Below are 23,457 nucleotides of genomic sequence, written 5' to 3' on the forward strand. Positions count from 1 at the left end.
GGAGCCGGCTGGTGTGTGCGCTTTTCCTATGCGCGTCGTCGTGAGCGGATCACGGCGAAGGCGCCGCCCCCGATCAGCAGGACCGCCGCTGCGGCTCCGAGGGTCACCCAGAGGGTGGTGCTGTCGGAAGTTCCCGTGCCGGAGGCGGCTGTTGAGCTCTGGCCGTCCGACGTGTCCTTCGCACCCTTCGAGGGGTGGGGGGACGGTGACGTGGTGGAGGCCACCGGGTCGCCTGATTCGTCCAGGACTCCGATGGCGTTTTCCTTGGCAAGCGGGTCGGTTCCGGGCGAGCCGGGCTTGTAGTCCTCGTTCATCAGGACCTTGCGCGGACGGATCAGGCCGTAGCCGAGGTAAACGCTCGGGTCGTCCCTCGCCCAGTCGCGGCCGGCGGTGTCGATGAGGCTGGCGAGGACCTGGTTGGCGGTCCAGTCGGGGTGGGCGGACCAGACGAGAGCGGCGGAGGCGGAGGCGATCGCGGTGGCCATACTCGTCCCCTCACCGGTGCAATACGCGCGGAGTGTCTTGTCACACCAAGTGGGGACATCGAGTCCTGGGGCAGCCAGGTCAACGTAGTTGCCGTGCTGCGAGAACTCCCCCACAGCGCCGGACTCGTCCGAAGCGGCAACCCCGACCACGTAGGGATAGGCAGCCGGGTAACCGGTAAATCGTGTCTCCAATGCATCGTTACCCGTGCCCGCAAACATCAATTTCCCCTTGCCGTGGGCGTATTCAACCGCTTCACGAACCTCGGGAGAATCAATTTTCGCACCGAAGGACATGTTGATGATCTTCACATCGCTGTCGGCGATCGCCCTGATGACTTCCGCCAAGCGGGGCGCCTTCTTCATTTCCGTCTCGTTGAGGCCCGTCAGCCCGACCCGATAGGGAACGATCTTGGCGCCGGGAGCTAGACCCTTCAGCGTGCTGCCGGCACCAGTACCTGCGATCAGCTCAGCCATACTGGTTCCGTGGCTGTCGTAATCTTCGGTGGCCTTGTAGGCGAGATTCTTTGGGACTTCGCCAGTGAGTACTTGTCCCTCCAGTGAGGGAGTGGTGCCATTCACTCCCGTGTCGACAACGGCGACCTTGATGCCTTTGCCGGTACTCACCTTCCACATCTCTTCGGCCTTCATTGCCGACAGGTACCACTGTTTCGATTGAACGTCCGCAGCTGCTGCATCGGGCGTCAGTCCTGCCGACAGGACGGCCACAGCGCCAAGCACTGAGCAAACGCCGACACCCCGTCTCCTGTATCGCCTTGAGAAGGACGCGCTCCGCTCAACACGTCGGCCGAACCTTGACACCATGCCTCTGTCTGTCCTTCTTCAGTCTGGTCAGTCGGTCGCCGACGGGTCACCACGCCGCTCATCGCGACGTGAACGGCTCGTGTCGGAGCCTCGATTGCTTGTAGCACCACGTTGCATCCCGGAAGATGCCTCAGGGGTGCGTACGCCGTTCCTTGGGCCGGAAGCCCTTCCGTTGGGCATTCCGACGACACCGTCGGGCTTGCCGCCTGAGCGGCGGGACACCTGTCCGGTGTTCGACGCTGCAGGAGGTGCTCCGATCACCCCGTGCTGACCGGGCCTCTGCCCAGTCGCGCGCGGACCAGAGACACTTTCACCACCGATGACCGTGCCGCGCGGCAGCCGGGAGCCGTTACCGCCGGGCGCAGCGCCAGTGACAGGCCGCCCGCCGACAACGCCATCGCTGTTACGCCCCGGGCTCCTGGGGTTGGACGATGTGGCTCCCAAGGCGCCCACAGGGCCGCGGGGGACACCGCCGACCGGTCCGGTCACCGACCCCCCGGACTTAGGCACGCCGCCGACGATGCCACGTCCTACAGGACCACTCCCATGGTTGCCTGCCTGACCTGGCAGAGCGGTACGTCCCACTTGCCCCAGAGGGTCAGCCCCCTGGCTCCCCACCGGCCCTGGCGTGGCGCCACGCGGGCCCTGGCCCACGACGGGACCAGGTCCCGTACGAGCTGCTGGTCCGCTGCCTGCCATTCCCCCGACTCGTCCCTGCGTCGACGGGGGAAGCTTGGCCGGGGGCACGCCGCTGGGGCCCGTGGCTCGCCCTGCGGTTCCACGGAAGCTGGGTGGGGTCGTTCTTGGAACCACGGGCGGAGCAGTTCCTCCGGCAACAGCAGGGCCAGTCGTCGACGGCGGCGTGGCGGTGGTCGGCTTCATGGCCTCCTGGGGAGGCAACATACCGACGCTGTTGATCTCCGTGCCTACCGGCTGCGTGGGAAGGCCGCCAACGCCTTTGTGTGTCGGCAACTGCTCCCCCGCTCCCTGCTCCTTCACTCCAGTCACTACTGAGTGACGCACAGAAGTCTCTGGCTGGCCCAGCGGCGCCAATGACTCATAAGGAGCGCCTCGCCTGATCGGGTCTCCCTCAGGAAGCGGCGGCGGCACCCCCGCGTCCGGCATCTTGGGGAACACCGGCTCCTCCGTCTTCGCCATCGTCCCCGCTGACACCGTGTAGAACGACGCCAGTCGGTACATCTGGTTGATGGCTTCCTGGCGGTGTCCCTCTGCCTTCACCGCTGCCGTGTACTCGTCGTTGCTCTCGACCCGCTTGGCCTCGGGGATCTCCTCAACCCGCTTGGGATCGGTGCGACTGTCGCGCGGGGGCATGGACTTGCGGACGGAGGCGAGGCCGGAGCCGGCGGCCATGACCTGGGTGCCGACGACGTCGGCGTAGCCGGCGATGCCTTCGGCGGTCTTGACGAGGCTGGTGGCCCATGTGGTGAAGGCGGTCTGGGACTCGCCCTTCCAGTCGATGTCGCCGAGGAGGTTGTCCTTGAGTTCGTCGGCGGCCTTCTGGATGGCGTCACGGGCGTCGACGAGGGCGGTGCCGGCGGACTCCAGGAGTTCCGGGTTGGCGGACTCGACGATGTCGATCATCTGGTTGAGGTCGTGGTTCTCGAAGCTCGTGGAACCGAAGTGGATGCCCCGGACCGAGCCCAATGGGCTGACAGCGAGGCTGGTCATGCTCGTGACGGCATCGAGCATGTTGTTCTGTGCCAGCGCCTCCTGCCGCTCCTCCTGGTGCAGGTCCGGCTTGTTCTCTTCGCCGCTCATCAGTACCCCGCGTCGGTCTGGTCGGCGCGGTTGTCCCGCTTGAGGTGTGGGTTGAGCATCTCTTCCCGCGTCTGGTTGACCTCGGTCCGGATCTCATGGAACCGGTAGCGCTGTTCCTCTTCGAGGTTGTCGAAGGTGACGTCCACGCCGTGTACGGCGATCCGCATGGCCTCGAGTTGGAGTCCCAGCGACTTGGAGAGGGCGGTGATGCGCTCGTGGACGCGCTCGTACTCCAGGTGGAGCATCTTTCCCTCCGGGAAGGCGCCGCTGCCGAAGGCCGTCTCCGGCAGGCTGTGGGCCCGGACCTTCGACGGACCGCCCGGCGATTCCTCGAAGGTGGAAAGCAGGTCGTCCACCCGCTTCTTGAACGTCGACAACGCCATCACACCGCGGCGCAGATCCGCCGCGCTTCCGCCCCCGTCGGCAAAAAGCACTCTGCTTTCCTCCCCGTTCTCCCCGTGCTGTGGCCGGATCCGCGCACGTCACCCGACGGCTCGCGTCCTTGCGGCGACCACGGCCGCAACCACAACGGAATCGCAACGGAATCGCAACGGAACCACTCTAGTGATCCGCACCGACAGTCCCAACTGCCATATCCAGTCGTGGTACTGACACTCGGCGGACCCTCACCCGTCGTTCACCGGACAATATGGCTCTCACTTCGGTCACGGACACCCCGACCGTGGTCCAGCGGTCTTTCTCACATTGCAGTGCGGTCCCTGCGAACGCCCGCCGCCCGGGGCCGTCTGCGTGCGTCCCGGATCGCCACCGCCGTTCCGCCCAGCCCCGCCACCAGGACCGCCGCGCCGACGGCGACGTAGGTCGCGAGGCGGGCGTTGCGTTCGTCGGCGGTCTCGCCCAGCGGGATCTTCGCCACGGTAGGCGCCTCGGCCTTGGCCAAGCCTTCGTCGGGCCGGGGGGACTCGACCGGCCGGTCGTCCTCCGTCAGCGCGCGGACCGGGTCCACCACTCCCCAGCCGACCAGGCGGTCGTGATGGGCGATGGTGCGTTCCGCGGTCTGTTCGATCTGGGCGACGATCTGGCGCTGGGTCCAGGTGGGGTGCTCGGCCTTGATGAGCGCCGCGATGCCCGCGACGTACGGCGCGGAGAAGCTGGTGCCGTTGTCGGCGCAGTGGCCCCCGCGGGGGACGGTGGAGATGATGTCGACGCCCGGTGCCGCCACGCCGACGAAGTCGCCCGACTGGGAGAAGGACGCGCGTTCGTTGTTGCGGTCGGAGGCGGCGACGGCGAGGACGCCCTCGTAGGAGGCGGGGTAGGTCTTCTTGGTGTTGCCGCCGAATCCGTCGTTGCCCGCCGATGCGACGACGACGACCTCCCGGGCCAGGGCCTCCTTGACCGCCGCTTCCAGCTTCGGGGCCGGTTCGACGGCGCCCGCGGTGTCCTGGGAGATGTTGATGACGTCCGCACCGGCCTGGACGGCGTAGTCGATCGAGTCGGCGAGGGTGTCGGTGTCTCCGTTGCCCTCCGCGTCGTTCTGCTGGATCGGGATGATGGTCGCCTCGGGGGCCAGGCCCACGAAGCCGGTCCCGGCGGCGGGGCGGGCGGCGATGATGCCGGCGACCTTGGTGCCGTGGCCGACGGTGTCGGTGGTGCCGTTCTCGTTGCCCCGCTCGACGGGGTCGCCGTTCTCGTCCTTGAGGCCCTTGGGCAGGAAGTTGCGGCCGCTCTTCACGTCCACCGCGTTCTTCAGCTGTGGGTTCTTCACGTCGACGCCGGTGTCGATGACGGCGACCCGTACGCCCTTGCCCCTGGACTCGCTCCACAGCTCGTCGAGTTGGACGCGCTGGAGGGACCAAGGGCGGCCCGGGTAGGTGGCGTTGGGGTATTCGCACTGGCCGGAGAAGGAGTCCTCCGCGGCGGCCGTGGGCGCGATGGCCAGGGAGGCCGCCGTCAGCAGGGTCGCGGCGGCTGTCATGGGGAGAGGGAGGGGGCGAAGGCGCTTGCGTCGCATGGTGGGTGACGTCCTCCGCTACGAGCCCTGCGGCTGGCGTGCCGCGGCTGTGGACAGGCGGGGGCCCGTGGGGAGGAACGCGGACCAGGCGGCGGGAATCGGCGCGGGGTCCACGTCGGCGTAGCCCAGGCGTGTCTGGGCCTGCTGGGCCTCCTGCTCCAACTGCTTCTTCTCCTCCGCCGACATGCCGATACCGGCGTCGTCGGTGGCGCTGTCCGCGTTGGACTGCAGGACGTAGCGGAGGCCGGTGTCGGTGACCAGGAAGACGGGGCCCGCCTTCGTCTCCGCGCCCTTGAACTGGCGGTAGAGCTGACCGGAGCCGGGCGTGACGTAGGCGCTGGAGGAACCGGCGGGGAGGTCGGCCGGGAAGTCGGTGCCCGCCCAGGTGCTGAGGGTGGTGGCGCCCTTGTCGCCGACGCCGCGCAGGACGTTGCAGACCGTGTTGCGGCTGCCCTTGGCGTCCGACGCCGAGTTGACCGCCTCGGGGGTGCCGGTCGGCCAGTCGTACTCGGTGCCGAAGGGCTCGCCCGGGACGATCGCCCCGGGGCTCATGTCCAGTGCCTGACCGGCCTGCCCGACCTGCGCCAGGTCCTTGCTGAACAGCAGGAGTTGGGCGACGAAGGCGGACACCGGCGCGACCCGGCCGGGCAGCACGACGTAGTACTGCTCCTTGTTGTTGTCGAACGCCTTGAGCACCGTGCCGACCTTGTCGGCCGACTCGCCGAGCCGGCCGGGGGCGTTCGCGGGTGTGCCGGGCGTGCCCTCGACGTCCGGGAAGGTGATCGGGGCGCCCTGGTGGAGGGTCGCCAGCCATTCCCGGGACACCCGCTGGGGTTCGCGCCCGGAGCCGACGACCGTGCGCAGCAGCAGCTCCAGGTCGGCACCGGTGTCCACCTCGTCGACCCGGTACGCCGTGCCGCCCGGGTCCACGACGAAACGTTCGCCGTCGGGGGCCACCACGTAGAGCAGTTCGCCGCCGGTCAGTTTCTGCTTGCCCTCGGTCAGTTCCTTCTCGCGGTCGGCGAGGACCAGCGCGGCCTTCTGGATGGACCGGCCGCCCGCGCTCGGACGCTCACAGACCGCCCACCGCTTGGCGGCGCCCGCCTCCTTGTCGGAGGGCAGGCGGTCGGGGGCGTACGGGATGCCGATGGTGAGGCCGTGCGGGATCCTGCCGCTGTCCAGGAGCGACTCGCTCACGGTGACGACGTCGCCCTTTCCGGGGGCGAGGAGGAGCTTGGCGGACGCCATGTTGAGCACGGGGTGCAACTGGGCCTCGTCGCCGGTCTTCAGGACGACGTACCGGGTGGTCGACTTGCTGGCGATGATCACCTTCTCGTTCGGGGTGTCCCAGCCCTTGGGCGCGGTGGGCTTGAACATGCCCCAGGCGCCGAACACGGCCATGACGATCACGCCGATGACGAGTCCGGGCACCACGCCCCGCAGGGGGCGCGGCGCACCTTCCTCGGAGCCGTGCGGGAACGACTGGACGAAGGCCGCGAGCAAGCGGCGCTTCGCGAAGGTGTAGGCGTTGAGTTGATCCCGCCGAGATGCCATTGGTGAGTGTCTCTCCCCGTGTCCCGCCCGTGTCCCGCCCGTGTCTGCCCGGGCAATGCCGGGGATCGCCGTCCCCTGCCCGCCGTTGTCGGACGCGGCCCCTACTATGCCTGGTGTGAGGGGGGAGTTGGGGACCGGGTAGGGTGCCTGGGCCCTTCGGAGCCTGGTGCGGTACCGGAGTTCCAGCGAGTTGCGGGCGAATTGGGGGGATGGAGTGATGGTTGCCGGAACGCGGGCCTCGAGTCGTGACCGGACGGGGGCACGCGACTCCGCCGGGCCGGGGTCGCGGGCGGCGCGGCAGCCGTCCGCGCGAGGCGGTCTCCATCTCAGGCTGCGTGCGGGGCGGCCGGGTTCGTTCCGGCTGCAACGGATCGTACTGCTGGAGCTCGCGGCCGCCGTCCTCCTCACCGGGTGGGCCATCGACACCCTGGCACTGGTGCCCGCCGCCGTTGTCGCCGTCGCGTTGGTCCTGCCGGCCTTCGTCCGTCGCCGGGACCGCTCCCTGCCCGAATGGGTCGCCACGGCACGGGCCCTGCGCGTCCGGCGGAAGCGCGCACCGGAGCTGGTGATAGCGCCCGGCACCGAGCCGGCACTCGCCCCGGCCCTGGAGTGCGATCCGAGCCTGCGCACGTACGCGTACGGTGGCCGGGAGCGGCGGCCCGTCGGCATCATCGGGGACGGGACCTTCGTCACCGCGGTGGTGCAGGTGGAGGGGGACGCCACCGCCCTGCGAGCCGAGCGGAGCCGGCGGCCGCTGCCGCTGGCCCTGGTGCGGGACGCGCTCGAGGTGGACGGAATCCTCCTGGAGTCGGCGCAGATCGTGCTGCACACGCAGCCCGCGCCCGCGCTGCACCTGCCGCGTCAGTCCGTGGCCGTCAGCAATTACGCGCCGCTGCAGGAGCAGACCGGCGCTCCCGCGGTACGGATCACCTGGATCGCGTTGAAGGTCGCCCCGGAGCTGTGTCCGGAGGCCGTGGCGGCCCGGGGCGGGGGCTTGACCGGTGCGCAGAAGTGTGTCGTGCGGGTCGCCGACCACCTCGTCAGCCGGCTGACCGGCGCCGGGTTCCGCGCCACGGTGCTCGACGAGGAGGAGCTGACGTCGGCCATCGCCACGTCGGCCTGCGCCAACCCGCTGGTGACGGCCGAAGCGGGACGGGCGAACCGGCATGAGAGACGCACCGAGGAGTCCAGCCGGAGCTGGCGCTGCGACAACCGCAGGCACACCACGTACTGGATCCGCAAGTGGCCTCAACTGGGCGGCGACCGCGGGGTCTCCCTGCCCCAGTTCGTCGCGCGGGTCACGGCGGTTCCCGCGCTCGCCACCACGGTCAGCCTCACCCTCGCGCGCGCGGACCGGCGGGAGGTGTCGCTGCGGGGCCATCTGCGGATCACCGGGCGCAGCGCCGAGGAACTGGCCGAAGTACGGCGTGCGGTGGAGAGCGCCGCACGGGAGGCCGGCGCGGCGCTGACGCGGCTCGACCGGGAGCAACTGCCGGGTGTCCTCGCCACTCTGCCCCTCGGAGGTGTTCGGTGACCGCACTGACGACACGGGCCGCCGACGGGCCGGACGGGCCCGTCGCGCCGGGAGCCGCGGACGTACCGAGCGGTGCACGGCCGTCGGCCGCCCGGCGGGCGCGCGGCCTGTTGCACGCCGGTTTCGGCCTGCTCGGTCCACGCCACGGCCACCACACCCTGTCCGCGGAGGACGTGGACGCGCTGTCACTGCCCATCGGGGACGACGGCGTCGTCATCGGGGTGGACACCGAGGGACAGTCGGCGGTGCTGGGGCTGAACCGGCCCACGCCGTACGAGGTCGTGCTCATCGGCGGTCTGTGGACGGCCCAGGTGTTCGCGCTGCGGGCCGCGGCGACCGGCGCGCGGGTGGCCGTGGAGACCGGGCGGGCGCAGGCGTGGACGCAGATGGTCCACGCCATGGGCGGCGGTCAGAACGGGCTCGCGGTCTACGACGTGGGGCGGGTACCGCCGCTGGGTGCCTCGGCCGGCACGCCGGTGCTGGTGGTGCGCGACTGTGGCATGCGGCCGCCGCGGGGACGCGTGGTCTCCGGGCCCTGGAGGTCGGTGCTGACGCTTCTGCCCTATCTCAGTCCCGTCGCGCCCAGGCTGCTCCGGCAGGCGCGTCTCGTGGGTGTGCAGCGGGTGTCGCCGGACGAGGCCGGGGAATTGGGCCGCTCGATGGGCTTGCCCCGGGGTGACGTGGAGGCGTTGCCGACTCTCGCGGACGGCGTCACTCTCTGGTGCGCCGACCGCGACCGGCAGTACGTGATGACTCAACCGACGGACGCCGAGGTCGGGTTGCTGGGTACGCCGCGACGGATGGACTGAAGACACGGCCGCTGTGCAACGTGTTCGCAGGACGGGCCTGCCGGTGTGCCGATGGTGGCGATTAGGCTGGGACCGGGCGCGACGCCAGAACCCGTGGACCGGACGTCGGTGTCCAGGGGGGCCGGTGGGTCGGACGACCGTGATCGGACGAAATCGCAGCGCCCCCGAAACGGCCTCGAACAAGTCTGGATGACGAGAAATGGTCGCCTCAGCACGGCGTGAGGGTGTTCGACCACACCAGGAGGAACTGTGAGCAGCGATCGGGACGGGACGCGCGGGGGCTGGGCGACACCCGGCGATGACCAGCCCGACGCGGAGTCCGCCGTCGAGGCGACGGGCGAGTTCACCATCGACTACGCACCGCCGGCCTGGTACACGCAGAATGCTTCGGAGGGGTCGAGTTCGGGGCCGGGGTCGATGTCGGGGAACTCCGGGGAGGGGGCCGGTCCTTCGGCTCCTTCGTCCCCTTCACCTTCTTCGTCTGCTCCCGCTTCGGGGTCGGGCAGGCCCGTTCCGCCGTTGCCCGGGCTGACTCCGCCGCCGCACGCGGTGGGTGCCGGGGGACCTTCGTCGATTCCGGCGCCCGCTCCGGGGGCGCCTTTCACCCCGCCCCCGCCCGCTCCCACACCGGGCGCTCCCTTCACACCGCCGTCTCCCGCGCCGGGAGCCCCGTTCACTCCGCCCGCTCCGCCGTCCGGGGGGCCGGGCGCCGTGCCCAGGCTTCCGGTGGGGAGCGGTTTCGAGCCGCAGCAGCCTTCGGAAGGGGATGAGCGGGGCGAGGCGCCCGTGCCCACTCCCCCGGCTGCGCCCGAGCCGGAGCCCGACTCCGGTAACGGCGATCTCGAGAGCGGTGCCACCATCCGGTTCTCCGCCGCCGCCCTGAAGCGGGGGATCCGGGAGCGCGGGACCGAGACCGCACCCGAGGCGGAGGTGACTCCGGCGCCGGACAAGCGGCTGGAGTCGGCCGACGCTCAGGACGGGACCGACGACGTCGCGGACGTGGAGGCCGCCGACGGTCTCGAGGACGAGGGCATCGCCGACGCAGGCGCCTCCGAATCGTCCGCGGAGGGCGGTCAGGACGACGCGAACGACGAGGACGACGCCGAGGACTCCGAAGCCGCCGTCGTCGTGGCCGAGGCCGAGGCGGACGCGCCCGAACCCGAGGAATCCAAGCCGGTGGTGGGTGACGCGCCAGGGGGCGGCGTGGCCGGTTCTGACGGTGCGGCCGACGACACGGAAACCCCGGACAACTCAGACGACGCAGACAGCGCACCTCAGGATGGCGTCCCGGCTCCCTCCGACCCTCCGGCCGCGACCGCCTGGACTCCCCCGGCGCCACCGGTGGCGCCGCCCCCGCCGTACCCCACTGCCCCGGCACCCGCGAGCCAGTGGCCCGCACAGCCGCCGCAGGCCCCCGCAGCGGCCCCCACGCCGACGCCTGCACAGCCCACGGACGCGGAAGCACCCGCGCAGCAGCCGCCGTTCCAGCCGCAGGCGCCGCAGCCCGCGCCCGCCGCCTGGAACGCGCCGGACGGGCCGACGCCGCCGCAGCACCAGGCACCGGCCCCGCCCGCTCCGCAGGCCGGATACGGTTTCCCCCAGCCGGGCGTTCCCGCTCCCGGCGCCCCCGCCGGTTACGGGTTCCCGCCCGCCGGTCCCGTGCCGGCCCCCCCGACTCCCCCGGCCCAGCCGGGCGGTTACGGCTTCCCCCAGCAGCCGCCCGCTCAGCAGGCGCCTCCGCGGCAGCCCGTACCACCGCAGGCACAGCCCCAGCAGCCCGTACCGCCGCAGCCCCAGCAGCCGCAGGCCGCCCAGCAGGGGTTCCCCCTCCAGCAGCCCCAGCCGCCGCACGCCGGTCAGCCGCCGCAGCCGCCCGTCGATCCCCGCGCCGGGGCCGCCTGGCCGCAGCCGATCCGGCACGACCAGCGGCAGCAGACCAACCCCGGTGCCGCGCCGCTCGGTTACACCGCGGCCGTGGAACTGTCCTCGGACCGGCTGCTCAACAGCAAGAAGCAGAAGGCGAAGAGCACTCGGCCGTCCGCGGGCGGATCCCGTTTCAAGCTGGGTGGCAAGAAGGAGGAGGCCGAGCGGCAGCGGAAGCTGGAGCTGATCCGTACGCCGGTGCTGTCCTGCTACCGGATCGCCGTGATCAGTCTCAAGGGCGGTGTCGGCAAGACGACCACGACCACCGCGCTCGGCGCCACCCTCGCCAGTGAGCGGCAGGACAAGATCCTCGCGATCGACGCCAACCCCGACGCCGGTACGCTCGGCCGCCGGGTGCGGCGGGAGACCGGGGCCACCATCCGTGACCTGGTGCAGGCGATCCCCCACCTCAACTCGTACATGGACATCCGGCGGTTCACCTCCCAGGCCCCCTCCGGCCTGGAGATCATCGCCAACGACGTCGACCCTGCCGTCTCGACGACCTTCAACGACGAGGACTACCGGCGGGCCATCGACGTTCTGGGCAAGCAGTACCCGATCATCCTCACCGACTCCGGTACGGGTCTGCTCTACAGCGCCATGCGCGGGGTGCTGGACCTGGCCGATCAGCTCATCATCATCTCGACGCCGTCCGTGGACGGCGCGAGCAGCGCCAGCACGACGCTGGACTGGCTGTCGGCCCACGGGTACGCGGATCTCGTCTCGCGGTCGCTCACGGTCATCTCGGGTGTGCGCGAGACCGGCAAGATGATCAAGGTCGACGACATCGTGTCGCACTTCCAGACCCGCTGCCGGGGCGTGATCGTCGTACCGTTCGACGAGCATCTGGCCGCCGGCGCGGAGGTCGATCTCGACATGATGCGGCCGAAGGTGCGGGAGGCGTATTTCCACCTCGCGTCGATGGTCGCCGAGGACTTCGTCCGGCACCAGCAGTCGCACGGCCTGTGGACCTCCGACGGCAACCCGCCGCCGGTCGCCGCCCCGCCGCTGCCGGGCCAGCACATCCCGAACCAGTACATCCCGGGCCAGCCGTACCCCGGACAGCCGGGCCCGTACCCCCAGCAGCCGCAGCCCGGCCAGCCGTACGCCCCTCCCGGTCAGCCCGGCCAGCCCCACCCGCAGCAGGGCCACCCCCAGCCCCCCGCACCGCCCGGCCCCGCATACCCGCAGGCCGCTCCCGGCCTGCCGTACCCCCAGCCCGGCTACGGTTATCCGTACCCGGGCCCGCCCGGCCACCCGGACCAGCACGGCGGGCACGGCGGGGGGCAGACGCCTCCCCCGCAGGCACCGCCTCCGCAGGCTCCACCCCCGCAGCAGTAGGGAATGTCACCCGATCGGCCCCTTTCGAGGGGCCGATCCCGTTTCCGGCCCGCACCGTTCGCCCACGGATGCGGGCTCTCCCGTATTCGGGGTGCGGTACGGCTTCAGTCGCTGGCCAGGAGCGCTTCAGTGGTCTCCACCAATGGGCGCGAAATGCTCGTCAGTTCGTTGTTTCCGCAGGCCACATGGGGTGTGCGCACCGTTGACGACCGCCAGATACCGCTGATAGACACTCACCACTCACCTGATCAACCAGTCCTACCCGTGCGAGTGACGACGCGAGGTCAGCGACCCTATGGACACGAACGATCAGTACGGCGGTCAACACGAGACCGGACGTCCGGGCACCGGGCCACGGTCCAGACCACGGGCAGGGAGCGGCGTTCCACGCCGGGTCCGGCTCGCCACGGCGGCCGGTGCGGCCGCGCTCGCCCTCACCGCCGGGCTCGCGACCCCGCTCGACCCGGCGCCGCGGCAGGCCCAGGCGGCCGACGACGGGAAGCAGACGCTGACCGTCGCGGTGGCGCAGAGCGTCGACTCGCTCAGCCCGTTCCTCGCGGTGCGGCTGCTCAGTACGAGCATTCACCGGCTCACCTACGAGTACCTGACCAACTACGACCCCGAGGACAACCGTGTCGTCCCGGGCCTGGCCACCGAGTGGAAGTCGTCCCCGGACAAGTTGACGTGGACGTACACCATCCGCTCCGACTCCAAGTGGTCGGACGGGCAGCAGGCCACGGCCGAGGACGCGGCGTGGACGTTCAACACGATGATGACCGACGAGGCCGCGGCCACGGCCAACGGCAGCTTCGTCGCCAACTTCGAGAAGGTCACCGCGCCGAGCCCGACCGAGCTGGTCATCCGGCTGAAGAAGCCGCAGGCCACCATGACGGCGCTGGACGTGCCCATCGTGCCCAAGCACGTGTGGGAGAAGGTCGACGACTTCTCGAAGTTCAACAACGACAAGGACTTCCCGATCGTCGGCAACGGGCCGTTCGTCCTCACCGACTACAAGCCCGACAGCTATGTGCGGCTGGTGCCCAACAAGGACTTCTGGCGCGGGGCGCCGAAGTTCGACGAGTTGCTCTTCCGGTACTACAAGGACCAGGACGCGGCGGTGTCCGCGCTGCGCAAGGGTGAGGTGTCGTTCGTCGCCGGATCGCCGTCCCTGACGCCGGCGCAGGCGGCCTCACTCCGGAACGAGAAGAACATCAAGGTCAACGACGCGCCCGGCCGCCGCTTCTACGCCCTCGCCACCAATCCGGGGGCGAAGGCCAGGAACGGCGAGAAGATGGGGGACGGGCATTCGTCGCTGCTGGACCAGCGGGTCCGCAACGCGCTGTTCAGGGCGGTGGACCGGAAGACCATCATCGACAAGGTGTTCCAGGGCCACGCGGAGATGGGCGCGGGCTACATCCCGCCGCGGTACGAGCAGTACTTCTGGGAGCCGTCGGCCGACCAGGAGCTGGCGTACGACCCGGCGGAGGCGGCCCGACTGCTCGATCAGGCGGGCTACAAGAAGAACGGTGACGGCAAGCGGGTCGGCAAGGACGGCAAGCCGCTGAACTACCGGGTCCTGTGCCACGCCACCGACCCGAACGACAAGGCCATCGGCAAGTACCTCGAGGAGTGGTGGGGCGACCTCGGCATCGGGGTCACGCTCAACTGCCTGGACAACGTGACCGATCCATGGCTCGCCGGCGAGTACGACCTGGCCTTCGACGGCTGGTCGGTCAACCCCGACCCCGACTTCGTCCTGTCGATCCACACCTGCGGGGCGCTTCCGGCGACCCCGAAGGACACCGGCGCGACCGACAACTTCATCTGCGACAAGAAGTACGACGAGCTGTACGACCAGCAGTTGGTCGAGTACGACCCCGCCAAACGGGCGAACATCGTCCAGCAGATGGAGTCACGGCTGTACGACCTCGGGTACATGAACGTCATGGCGTATCCGAACGCGGTCGAGGCGTACCGCACCGACCAGATCGAGTCGATCACCACGATGCCGAAGAAGGCCGGCAACCTCTACGGCCAGGACGGCTACTGGAGTTGGTGGTCCGCGGTACCGGCGAGCTCCGGTGAGGCCTCCGAGGACGGGTCGTCGACGGGTGTGGCCGTCGGGATCGCCGCGGGTGCCGTGGTCCTCGTCGGGCTGGGGGTGTTCGTGGCGATGCGGCGGCGGGCCACCGCCGAGGACCGCGAGTAGGGCGGGCGACGGGTACTCATGACCGCCGACGCGACATCCGCTCCGGTCGAGGGCACGCAGACCGCCGGTCCGGCGAAGGACGGACCGGCGGCCCGCGGGCCGCGCGCCCGCACCACCACCGCGTATCTGCGGTACGTGGCGGGCAAGGTGGCCGGCGCGGCCGTGTCCCTCCTGGCCGTCCTCGTCACCAGTTTCTTCCTCTTCCGACTGATCCCGGGCGACCCGGTGAAGTTCATGACCGGCGGACGTCAGGTGTCGGCCGAGCAACTGGCGGCCTACCGCCGTGAGTTCGGTCTGGACCTGCCGTTGTGGCAGCAGTTCACCGACTACTGCGGCAAGGCGCTCACCGGGGACCTGGGAACGTCGTACCAGTTCAACGCACCGGTGATCGACAAGATCACCGAGGCGTTGCCGAACACGCTGCTGCTCACCGGTACCGCCTTCGTCCTCTACACGGCGCTCGGCATCGTGCTCGGCACCCGGTCGGCGTGGCGGCACGGGCGGCTCGGGGACCGGATCCACACGGGGCTGGCTCTGACGCTTTACTCCATCCCGTCCTTCTGGCTCGGGCTGCTGCTGATCATCACGCTGTCGGTGGGCATCGGCCCGATTCCGGGGCTGTTCCCCACCGGTGGCATGGAGTCGGGCGGCGAGGAGGGCTTCGCCCTGGTCCTGGACGTGGCGCACCATCTGGTGCTGCCCGTGCTGACGCTGGTCGCGGTGGAGTACGGGCAGACACTGCTGGTGACCCGGTCGGCGCTGCTGGACGAGATGGGCAACGACTATCTGACCACCGCGCGTGCCAAGGGGCTGCGCGACGACCTCGTACGGCGCAGACACGCGGTGCCCAACGCGCTGCTGCCGACGGTGACGCTGATCTTCATCAACCTCGGCCGGACGGTGGCCGGTGTGATCCTGGTGGAGACGGTGTTCTCCTGGCCGGGGCTCGGCGGGCTGTTCTACCAGGCGCTGAGCGTGCCCGATCTGCCGCTGGTGCAGGGACTGTTCTTCGCGTTCGCCGCCGCGGTGATCGTGATGAACACGCTGGCCGATCTGATCTATCCGCTGCTCGACCCCCGGGTGGGCCGATGACGACCGACAACGGCACGACAGGGAAACCGGCCGCGGAAAGCACCACGGGCGGCACCGGAACACCCCCGGGCACGCTTCCGGACACGCCCCCGGACACGCCCCCGGACACGCTCGCGGCCGCCACGGCCGCAGCGGGGAAGGAGCAGGCGGTCACAGGTCCGCGCGCGCTCGCGTGGCGGCGGCGCCGGGACTCGGCCGCACGCTTCTGGCGGCAGTACCGCACCCACCGGGCCGGCGTCTTCGGCCTGGTGGCGCTCCTGCTCTTCGCGCTGCTCGCGCTGGCCGCTCCCCTGCTGGTCGGCTCCGACGTGGACAACGTGACGGACGCTCCGGGCAGCCCGCTGGAGAGCCCGAGCACGGAGTTTCCCTTCGGCACCGACCAGTTCGGGCGGAACCTGCTCGGTCTGGTGATCTGGGGGGCGCGGGTGTCACTGCTGGTGGGGCTGCTCGCCGCCGTGCTGTCGGTGGCGATCGGCACCCTGATCGGCGTGACGGCGGGGCATTTCCGGGGCTGGTACGCGACGGTGATGATGCGCGTCACCGACTGGTTCCTGGTGATGCCCACCCTGGTGCTGGCGATCGCGTTGGCCACCGTGATGTCCCGCTCGCTCGTCACCATCGTGGTGGCGATCGGGGTGACGACCTGGCCGACGACGGCTCGGCTGGTGCGCGCGCAGACCCTGGCGGTGGAGACCCGGCCGTACATCGAACGCGCGCGGGCGCTGGGCGGTGGACACTGGCATGTGATGTCGCGCCATGTGCTGCCCAATGTGATGCCGCTGGTGCTGGCCCAGACGACCCTGATCATCTCCGCGGCGATCCTCGCCGAGGCGACCCTGGCGTTCCTGGGGCTCGGTGATCCGACGGTGGTGTCGTGGGGCGGGCTGCTGCAGGACGCGCGGGAGGCGGGCGCGGTCAGCGCCGGCCGCTGGTGGTACCTGGTGCCGCCGGGCATCGCCATCGCCGTGGTGGCGCTGGCGTTCACACTCTGTGGGCGGGCCGTGGAGTCCGTCCTCAACCCCAGGCTGGGAGTGTCCCGTTGAGTCTGCTCGACGTCAGGGACCTGACGGTGACATACGCGGGCGGGGCCGCCGCGGTACGCGGGGTGGACCTGCGTCTGGAGGCCGGCCAGAAGCTGGGCATCGCCGGGGAGTCGGGCTGCGGCAAGTCCACGCTCGCGCTCGCGCTGCTGCGGCTGCTGCCGGCCGGGACGCGGACCGGTGGGGAGATCCTGCTGGACGGCGAGGACGTCCTGGCCATGAAGTGGGGCCGGGTACGGGCGGTCCGCTGGGCCGGGGCCTCGATCGTGTTCCAGGGCGCGATGCACTCCCTCAACCCCGTCCACCGCATCGGCGACCAGATCGCCGAGCCGATCCTGCTGCACCGGAGGGCGACCCCGGCCGGGGCGCGGAAGAAGGCCGGTGAGCTGCTGGAGCACGTCGGTCTCCCGGCCGCCCGCGCGACGGACTACCCGCACGAGCTGTCCGGCGGGCAGCGCCAGCGCGTCATGATCGCGATGGCGCTGGCCTGCGATCCGCGGCTGATCATCGCGGACGAGCCGACCACCGCGCTCGACGTGATGATCCAGGCGCAGATCCTGCGGCTCATCGAGCAGCTGGTCGCGGACCAGGACGTGGGTCTGATCATGATCAGCCATGATCTGGCGGTCCTCGCCGACACCTGTGACCGGCTCGCGGTGATGTACGCGGGCCGGGTGGTGGAAGAGGGCCCGGCCGGGCAGGTCTACGAGGCCGCCCGGCATCCCTACGCCCGTGCGCTGTCGGCGGCGTTCCCCCGTATCGGCGACCCGGTGTCCCGCTTCGCGCCGCGGGGGCTGGCGGGCGACCCGCCGGACCCGTCGGCGCTGCCGGCCGGGTGCACCTTCCATCCGCGCTGCCCGGTGGCCCTGGAGCCCTGCGCGGTCGAGGACCAGGCGCTGCGGCCGGCGGGGCCTCGGCGGCGGGCGGCCTGTGTACGGGTGGTCGCGGAGGACACGTCCGAGAGCGCACGGGAGCACGAGCCCGAAGGACACGAACCCGAACCGCAGGAATCCGGTCCGCAGGAACCCGGGCCCCTGGAGGAAGTGAGGCGTACCACCCCATGACGGCCTCCCCCGCTGTTGTCCCCGGCTCCCCCGGCTTCACCGGCACGCCGCCGCTGCTGAGCGCCCAGGGCGTCCACGTCGTCTTCCCCGGCCGGAACGGCGCCCCGCCCGCTCGCGCGGTGGACGGCGTCGATCTCGACATCCGGCCCGGTGAGATCGTCGCCCTGGTGGGTGAGTCGGGCTGCGGCAAGACGACACTGGCCCGTGCCCTGCTGGGCCTGGTCGAGCCGACCGCGGGGCGCGTCGCCTTCGACGGGCGGCCGCTGGACCGTTCCAGCCGTTCCCTCAAGGCGTACCGCAAGCGGGTCCAGCTGGTGCTGCAGGATCCGAGCGGTTCGCTCAACCCCCGGCACACGGTGTACGACGCGGTGGCCGAGGGGCTGCGCATCCACGGTTACCGCGGCGACGAGCGGGCGGCGGTCGCGGGAGCCCTGTCCCGGGCCGGGCTGCGGCCACCGGAGCGCTTCTTCCTGCGGTACCCGCACGAGCTGTCCGGCGGGCAGCGTCAGCGGGTGGTGATCGCGGGTGCGCTGGTCCTGGAGCCCGAACTCCTCGTCGCCGACGAGCCGGTGGCCTCGCTGGACGCCTCCGTACGCGGCGAGATCCTGGCGCTGCTGCTCCGGCTGCGCACCGAACTGGGCCTGTCCGCGCTGGTGGTCACGCACGACCTGGGGCTGGCCTGGAACATCGCCGATCGGGTCGCGGTGATGTATCTCGGCCGGATCGTGGAGACCGGGGCGGTGGAGCAGGTGCTGACCGCGCCCCGGCACCCCTACACCCAGGCCCTGTTGTCGGTGCTCCCGGAGGCGCCGGGCGACCCGGTGGTCCTCACGGGTGAGCCCCCGGACCCGGCCCGGGTCCCCGGGGGCTGCCGGTTCCACGCGCGCTGCCAGATCCTGCTCGGCGGCGAGGCGGACCGGGCGGGCGTGGCGGACGCGTGCCGGACCCAGGACCTGGAGATCCTCGACGGCGGGGGCGGCGGGGCGGGCGGCCAGGTGGCCTGCCACTGGGCCCGCGCGGGCGAAGCCTGACCGAAGGCCGCGCCGCCCGGAGGCTACGCCTTCCGGGCGGCGGCCACCAGGTCCGTGCAGCGCCTGACGTCCACGGCCATCTGCTCCATCAGGTCCTCCAGGGTGTCGAACCTGGCCTGGCCGCGGACGAAGGCGAGGAAGTCGACGGCGACGTGGAGGCCGTAGAGATCCAGGCCGACGCGGTCGATGGCGTAGGCCTCGACCGTGCGCTCGGTGCCGTCGAACTGCGGGTTGGTACCGACGGAGATCGCGGCCGGCATGACCTCGCCCTGGGCGTGCAGCCAGCCCGCGTAGACGCCGTCGGCGGGGATCGCGGTGTGCGGGAGCGTCTCGACGTTGGCCGTGGGGAAGCCCAGTTCACGACCGCGCTGGGCGCCGCGGACGACCACGCCCTCCACCCGGTGCGGGCGGCCCAGGATCTCGGCGGCGCCCTCGACGTCGCCCTCGGCGATCAGGCGGCGGGTGAGCGTGGAGGAGAACGGCTCGCCGCCGCCCGCCTCGCCGGTGACGTACAGGTCGACGACCTCGACCTCGAAGTCGTAGACCTTGCCCTGCTCGGCGAGGAATTCCACGGTTCCCGCGGCCCGGTGGCCGAAGCGGAAGTTGGGGCCCTCGACGACCGCTTTGGCGTGCAGCCTGTCGACCAGGACCTTCCCCACGAATTCGGCCGGTGACAGCTTCGAGAACTCCGTGGTGAACGGGAGGATCAGGACCGCGTCCACCCCCAGCTCGGCCATGAGCTCGGCGCGGCGGTGGTGCGGGGAGAGCAGCGGCGGGTGGCTGCCGGGGCGGACCACCTCGCTGGGGTGCGGGTCGAAGGTGACGACGACCGCGGGGACGCCCAGCTCCCGGGCCCGGTCCACGGCATGCCGGATGATCAACTGGTGTCCGCGATGGACTCCGTCGTAGGAGCCGATGGTGACGACGCTGCGCCCCCAGTCCTGGGGGATGTCCTCCAAGCCACGCCAGCGCTGCACTGTGCCTGCTCCTTGTCGAAACCTTGTCGAGCCGAGTCCGTGGACTTCTTCCGCGCAGGTCTAAGGGTGCCATGCCGACCGTCGTCGGCCCGCATCGGCATGGGTGCTGTGACGGGGTCCACCGACTGGCACGGCCAACCACGACCGGCACGGCCGACGCCGGCTCAGGCGGGAATGCCCGCACCCGCCAGGTTCTCGATCGTCCGGCGGGTGCCGGGGCCCACCACGGCGGCCCACTCCTGGGGCGCGTCCGCCAGCCAGTGGGCCAGGGCGGCGGCGAAGCCCGGCACCCGCCGCCCCAGATCGACCAGGCCGCTGTCGAAGTGGGCGGCGCCGTCGGGGGTGCGGACGAGGAGCAGACCGGTGCGGTGGACGAGCTCACGCGCGGTGGCACCGGAGCAGCGGGCCGCGGCGCCCAGCACCGCGGCCAGGACGGCGGGGTCGGGTGCGCGGGTGAGGAGCGGATCCAGCAGTTCGCGGCGCAAGGGCCGGGAGGCGGGGGTACCGGGCTCGGCGAGGACACCGGCGAGGGCGGCGAGCAACGGCTGCGGGCCGCCCTCCAGCAGGCCGGCGAGCAATGGCATGAGTACGTCGTGGTCGGCCGGCTCCTGGGCCAGGCGCCGGCCCGTGTACGCGGCCAGCTCGCCCGCGAGGTCCGGCCGCTGTTCCACCGCCGTCCGCAGGAGCGCGGCAACGCGAGGGGCCAGGGCGGGCGTGGTGGCGTCGGCGAGGGTGTGCAGCGTCTCGCGCGCGTCCGTGCGTGCGAGCCTCGCACGGAATGCTTCGAGGACGGGCTCCGGATGGGAGGCGAGGGCGCCGGCCAGCGCGCTCGGCGGAAGGTGCGGGTCACCGGCCGCGAAGTGTTCCAGGGCCCGCGGGAGGTGGCGGTCCCTGCTGCTCGGGTCCTGGACGAGGAGGGCGAGCGCGCCGCCGTGCAGGGGCCGGTCGGCGGTGCGCACCAGCAGGGCGAGGGCCGCGTACCGCAGCAGGGTGCGGTCGGTCACGTCACGGGCGTGCGGTGCGGCCCGCAGTCCGTAGGCCACGGCTGCCGCGCGGCGTGCGGGCCGCGCGTCGCGCGCCCAGCGGTCGACGGCCCTGCACACCGCCGAGGGGTCCTCCTCGGCCAGCGCGGTGAGCAGTTGCCCGGCCCGCCGGTGCGCGCTGTCGGCGAGCACCTCGGTGAGAGTGTCCGGGGCGCGGTGCCGGTGGGTGTGCAGCAGTGCCTGCGCCGCCGTGGCGACGGTCGCGTGCGGGGTGGCGGGCAGCGGCCGCTCGTCCTCGAACCACCGCACGAGGTGCGGGAGCACGGCGACGGGGTCGGCGGTGAACAGGCGGGCGGCGGCGTCCAGGAAGCGGGGGCCGGTCTCGCCCGGGGGGCCGTCGGCGTGGACGAGTCGGCGCAGCAGCTCGAAGCCGGTCTCCAGGGGCAGCGGGAGAGCCGTCCAGAAGGCCGGTCCCAGCTCCCTCGGCGTCCTCCGCCGCTGCTGCCGCCAGGCCACGGTCCGGTCGGCCAGCAGCCGGAGCACCTCGGCGTAGGGCGTCGCGTCGGGCACGCGTGCGAGGGTCTCGGTGAGCAGCCGGGCGGCCCACCAGGAGCCGGGGTCGGCGTCGAGGGCGTGCACCAGGTCCGCCAGCCGGGAGGCGAGCGGGCCGGTGCCGTGGTGACGGGCGAGCAGCAGCATGGCCTGGACGACGGGGCCGATCCGGTGGTGCGGGACGGGGGGGCGGTCGGTACCGGGGCGGGTGGCGTGAGCGTGGTCGTGGACGTGGTGGCGATGGTCGTGGACCAGGGCGCGCAGGGCCGCGTCCAGGTCGAGGTGGGTGCCGTGGAGCCAGTCGGCGAGTTCCTCGTGGGCGAAGCGGTAGCCGGTCCCGGCCGGGACGAGGATGCCCTCGGCGAGTACGGCGGGGGCCCAGCCGGTGCCACCGCCGAGCCGGGCCGGGGCGGGCCCCCACGGGAACACCTCCTCGAACGCCGCCCGGCCCAGCTCGCCTTGTCCGGGGCCGAGACTGCGCCGGGCGGCCTCGTGCACCTGCCCGGAGACCCTGGCGGCCAGCCGGCGTACGGCGGTGCCGCGCAGTCCGCTCTCGGCGGCGAGGCGCACGGCCACGCGCAGGCACATCAGGTCCAGGTGGGCGGAGAGGACGTCGTGGCGGTCGGCGCGGGCGTCCGGGGCCTGGGGGGCGTCGGCGAGGGCGGCCCGGACCTCCGAGAGCAGCCGGAGGGTCAGCGGGTGCCGGGAATCGGCCGGGGAGCCCTCCGGGATGCCGTAGCGGGCACGCGCGTGGATGGCCTCCTCGGCGGTCAGGTCACCGAGGCGCACGCACGCGGGGAGGTTTTCGGCGGTGGTTTCGTCCTGGTGTCCGCCCCGGCGCTCGCTCCGGTGTTCGTCTCCGCCCCGGTGCAGCAGGTCCGCGGGGAGGAGCGCGCCCGCACTCTCCCAGTACTCCGCGCGGCACCCCACCACCAGCCGCGCGCCCGTCCTCCGCAGCCAGCGCGCCGTCCCGTCGGTCCACCGGGCGAGGCGGTCGGCCAGGGCGGGCGGCATCTCCTCCGGGCCGTCGAGCAGGACCAGCAGGGGGCGGCCGGCGGTTCCGGCCAGTGCGGCGAGGCGTCCCGGGCCGGTGTAGCCGAGGCCTTCGGGGCCGCCCGGGAACGGGGTGCGGGAGGCGGCCACGATACGGGCGGCCCGGTCGAGTGCGCGGTGGGCCGCGTTCGCGACGGAGAGGTCGTCGTCCCGCAGATCGGCGCCGCGCAGCCACAGCGTGGGCAGTCCGGCGCGGTGGCGGCGGGCGGCGAGCGCCGCGAGTTCCGTCGTACGGCCGCTGCCGGGCGGTCCGACGAGGCCGAGCACCGCGGCCCGGCCGCGCTCGAACGCGGCGAACTCCGCGGTCGTTGCCGCCCGCTCCACCGGCACCACGCCTCCGGGGGCGAGGGCGCCCGACGGGCCGTCCTGCCCGACCGAGGTGGCGGTGAGTTCCAGGACGCCGGCGACATTGAGGTCGGTGCCGTACGCCGGGACCGTCGCCGCGTTCTCGGCGAGCAGTTCGGCGAGCGGGCCCCGGGCGGGGCGGAGCGGCACGGCGAAGCCGACATCGCGGCTGCCGGACCGGAGGGCCGTGCCGAGGACGCCGAGCACGGCGCCGGTGGCGGCGTCGAGCACCGGGCCGCCGGCCGCTCCGCCGCCGGGGCGCAGGGCATCGCGGCCGGTGGTGCCGATGGCGAGCTCCAGCGCGTCGTCGAGGGGGTGGCAGCGGTCTGCGGCCGTGTACGTCACGGTGGTCGTGCCCAGTACGCGTGCCTCGCGCCAGTATCCGGCGGCGATCCGCACATAGGTGCCGCTCTCGACGCGGTTCCGCGTGGCGACGGGCAGTGGAGCGGCGCCGAGCCCTTCGCTGCGGACGAGGGCGAGGCCGAGTTCGGGCAGCGGGGTGACGGCGTCGGCGCTCACCACGCTGTGGCGGTCGCCGGGGGCGTGCAGGACGAGGCGGGGCAGGCCGTCGACGGCCTCGTGGCTGGTGATCAGGGTGCCGCGGTGGTCGGCGGGGAAACCGAGACCGCGCGGGCGGCCGGCGAGGTCGTGGATGCGGACGAGGACGTCGCCGGGTGGGTGCTCCCCCACCGTCCGGACGGGCCCCCGCCTCACCGGACCGTTGCGCGACGTCATCGTCGAGCCTCCCCGCCGTGCCTTCGTGCCGTGCTCTCGCCCTGCCGTGTTCTCGAGATCCTCGAGATCCTCGAGGTTCTTGAGGTTCTTGAGGTTCTCGACAGTAAGGCCGGAATGATCAGTGGGGTAGCTCACTCGACGAACGCGCCCCCTTCCA

15 protein-coding genes are annotated in these 23,457 nt (G+C 71.9%); 8 read left to right on the plus strand and 7 right to left on the minus strand.

Annotated elements, in window-relative coordinates:
• Positions 1-26: 26 nt before the first annotated feature.
• From AC6F7H_RS05085 to eccB, 5 genes are all read right to left on the minus strand, one after another.
• A complete protein-coding gene (locus AC6F7H_RS05085; RefSeq protein ID WP_500755470.1) occupies positions 27-1,211 on the minus strand; it encodes a S8 family serine peptidase in 1,185 nt (394 codons plus the stop codon).
• Between the two features lie 123 nt (positions 1,212-1,334).
• Positions 1,335-3,086: a hypothetical protein gene (locus AC6F7H_RS05090; protein WP_500755471.1), complete on the minus strand. Its 1,752-nt coding sequence runs from the start codon at positions 3,084-3,086 to the stop codon at positions 1,335-1,337.
• Positions 3,086-3,520, minus strand: coding sequence for a DUF2563 family protein (locus tag AC6F7H_RS05095; RefSeq protein WP_500755472.1), 435 nt, complete (start codon positions 3,518-3,520; stop codon positions 3,086-3,088). The genes AC6F7H_RS05090 and AC6F7H_RS05095 overlap by 1 nt, the downstream gene beginning before the upstream one ends.
• 266 nt (positions 3,521-3,786) lie before the next feature.
• Positions 3,787-5,022, minus strand: coding sequence for a type VII secretion-associated serine protease mycosin (mycP, locus tag AC6F7H_RS05100; protein WP_500755473.1), 1,236 nt, complete (start codon positions 5,020-5,022; stop codon positions 3,787-3,789).
• Between the two features lie 54 nt (positions 5,023-5,076).
• Complete coding sequence (gene eccB / locus AC6F7H_RS05105) at positions 5,077-6,612, minus strand: type VII secretion protein EccB (RefSeq protein WP_500755475.1); 1,536 nt, start codon at positions 6,610-6,612, stop codon at positions 5,077-5,079.
• 217 nt (positions 6,613-6,829) lie between these two features.
• Here eccB and eccE point away from each other — a divergent pair, with 217 nt between their 5' ends.
• The 8 genes from eccE (at position 6,830) to AC6F7H_RS05145 (ending at position 18,655) form a co-directional block, all read left to right on the plus strand.
• Entirely contained in the window at positions 6,830-8,146 is a 1,317-nt protein-coding gene (eccE, locus tag AC6F7H_RS05110; protein ID WP_500755476.1) for a type VII secretion protein EccE, read from the plus strand.
• Complete coding sequence (locus AC6F7H_RS05115) at positions 8,143-8,955, plus strand: hypothetical protein (RefSeq protein ID WP_500755477.1); 813 nt, start codon at positions 8,143-8,145, stop codon at positions 8,953-8,955. Before eccE ends, AC6F7H_RS05115 begins: the two co-directional genes overlap by 4 nt.
• 249 nt (positions 8,956-9,204) lie before the next feature.
• Complete coding sequence (locus AC6F7H_RS05120) at positions 9,205-12,219, plus strand: SCO5717 family growth-regulating ATPase (protein WP_500755478.1); 3,015 nt, start codon at positions 9,205-9,207, stop codon at positions 12,217-12,219.
• Positions 12,220-12,514: 295 nt separating this feature from the next.
• On the plus strand, positions 12,515-14,428 hold the full coding sequence (locus tag AC6F7H_RS05125; RefSeq protein ID WP_500755479.1) for an ABC transporter substrate-binding protein: 1,914 nt from the start codon (positions 12,515-12,517) through the stop codon (positions 14,426-14,428).
• A gap of 18 nt (positions 14,429-14,446) precedes the next feature.
• Positions 14,447-15,520: an ABC transporter permease gene (locus AC6F7H_RS05130; protein WP_500755480.1), complete on the plus strand. Its 1,074-nt coding sequence runs from the start codon at positions 14,447-14,449 to the stop codon at positions 15,518-15,520.
• Positions 15,517-16,563, plus strand: coding sequence for an ABC transporter permease (locus AC6F7H_RS05135; RefSeq protein ID WP_500755481.1), 1,047 nt, complete (start codon positions 15,517-15,519; stop codon positions 16,561-16,563). Before AC6F7H_RS05130 ends, AC6F7H_RS05135 begins: the two co-directional genes overlap by 4 nt.
• On the plus strand, positions 16,560-17,624 hold the full coding sequence (locus AC6F7H_RS05140) for an ABC transporter ATP-binding protein (RefSeq protein ID WP_500755482.1): 1,065 nt from the start codon (positions 16,560-16,562) through the stop codon (positions 17,622-17,624). The genes AC6F7H_RS05135 and AC6F7H_RS05140 overlap by 4 nt, the downstream gene beginning before the upstream one ends.
• The gene (locus tag AC6F7H_RS05145; RefSeq protein WP_500755483.1) at positions 17,621-18,655 is read left to right on the plus strand and encodes an ABC transporter ATP-binding protein; all 1,035 of its coding nucleotides are present in this window, start codon (positions 17,621-17,623) and stop codon (positions 18,653-18,655) included. The genes AC6F7H_RS05140 and AC6F7H_RS05145 overlap by 4 nt, the downstream gene beginning before the upstream one ends.
• A gap of 23 nt (positions 18,656-18,678) precedes the next feature.
• Here the strand turns inward: AC6F7H_RS05145 and AC6F7H_RS05150 are convergent, their stop codons facing one another.
• Both AC6F7H_RS05150 and AC6F7H_RS05155 read right to left on the minus strand, forming a co-directional pair.
• Complete coding sequence (locus AC6F7H_RS05150; protein ID WP_500755485.1) at positions 18,679-19,632, minus strand: bifunctional riboflavin kinase/FAD synthetase; 954 nt, start codon at positions 19,630-19,632, stop codon at positions 18,679-18,681.
• A 164-nt stretch (positions 19,633-19,796) separates the two neighbouring features.
• Positions 19,797-23,300: a trypsin-like peptidase domain-containing protein gene (locus AC6F7H_RS05155; RefSeq protein ID WP_500761662.1), complete on the minus strand. Its 3,504-nt coding sequence runs from the start codon at positions 23,298-23,300 to the stop codon at positions 19,797-19,799.
• Positions 23,301-23,457: the final 157 nt, after the last annotated feature.

The sequence above is a fragment of the Streptomyces sp. MMS24-W38 genome, from assembly GCF_059889265.1.

What these genes read in the sequence shown, in the direction of transcription:
- AC6F7H_RS05090 (WP_500755471.1), bottom strand. Translation starts at nt 3,086, where the DNA reads ATGAGCGGCGAAGAGAACAAGCCGGACCTGCACCAGGAGGAGCGGCAG.
- mycP (WP_500755473.1), bottom strand. Translation starts at nt 5,022, where the DNA reads ATGACAGCCGCCGCGACCCTGCTGACGGCGGCCTCCCTGGCCATCGCG.
- eccB (WP_500755475.1), bottom strand. Translation starts at nt 6,612, where the DNA reads ATGGCATCTCGGCGGGATCAACTCAACGCCTACACCTTCGCGAAGCGC.
- eccE (WP_500755476.1), top strand. Translation starts at nt 6,830, where the DNA reads ATGGTTGCCGGAACGCGGGCCTCGAGTCGTGACCGGACGGGGGCACGC.
- AC6F7H_RS05125 (WP_500755479.1), top strand. Translation starts at nt 12,515, where the DNA reads ATGGACACGAACGATCAGTACGGCGGTCAACACGAGACCGGACGTCCG.
- AC6F7H_RS05130 (WP_500755480.1), top strand. Translation starts at nt 14,447, where the DNA reads ATGACCGCCGACGCGACATCCGCTCCGGTCGAGGGCACGCAGACCGCC.
- AC6F7H_RS05135 (WP_500755481.1), top strand. Translation starts at nt 15,517, where the DNA reads ATGACGACCGACAACGGCACGACAGGGAAACCGGCCGCGGAAAGCACC.
- AC6F7H_RS05145 (WP_500755483.1), top strand. Translation starts at nt 17,621, where the DNA reads ATGACGGCCTCCCCCGCTGTTGTCCCCGGCTCCCCCGGCTTCACCGGC.
- AC6F7H_RS05155 (WP_500761662.1), bottom strand. Translation starts at nt 23,300, where the DNA reads ATGACGTCGCGCAACGGTCCGGTGAGGCGGGGGCCCGTCCGGACGGTG.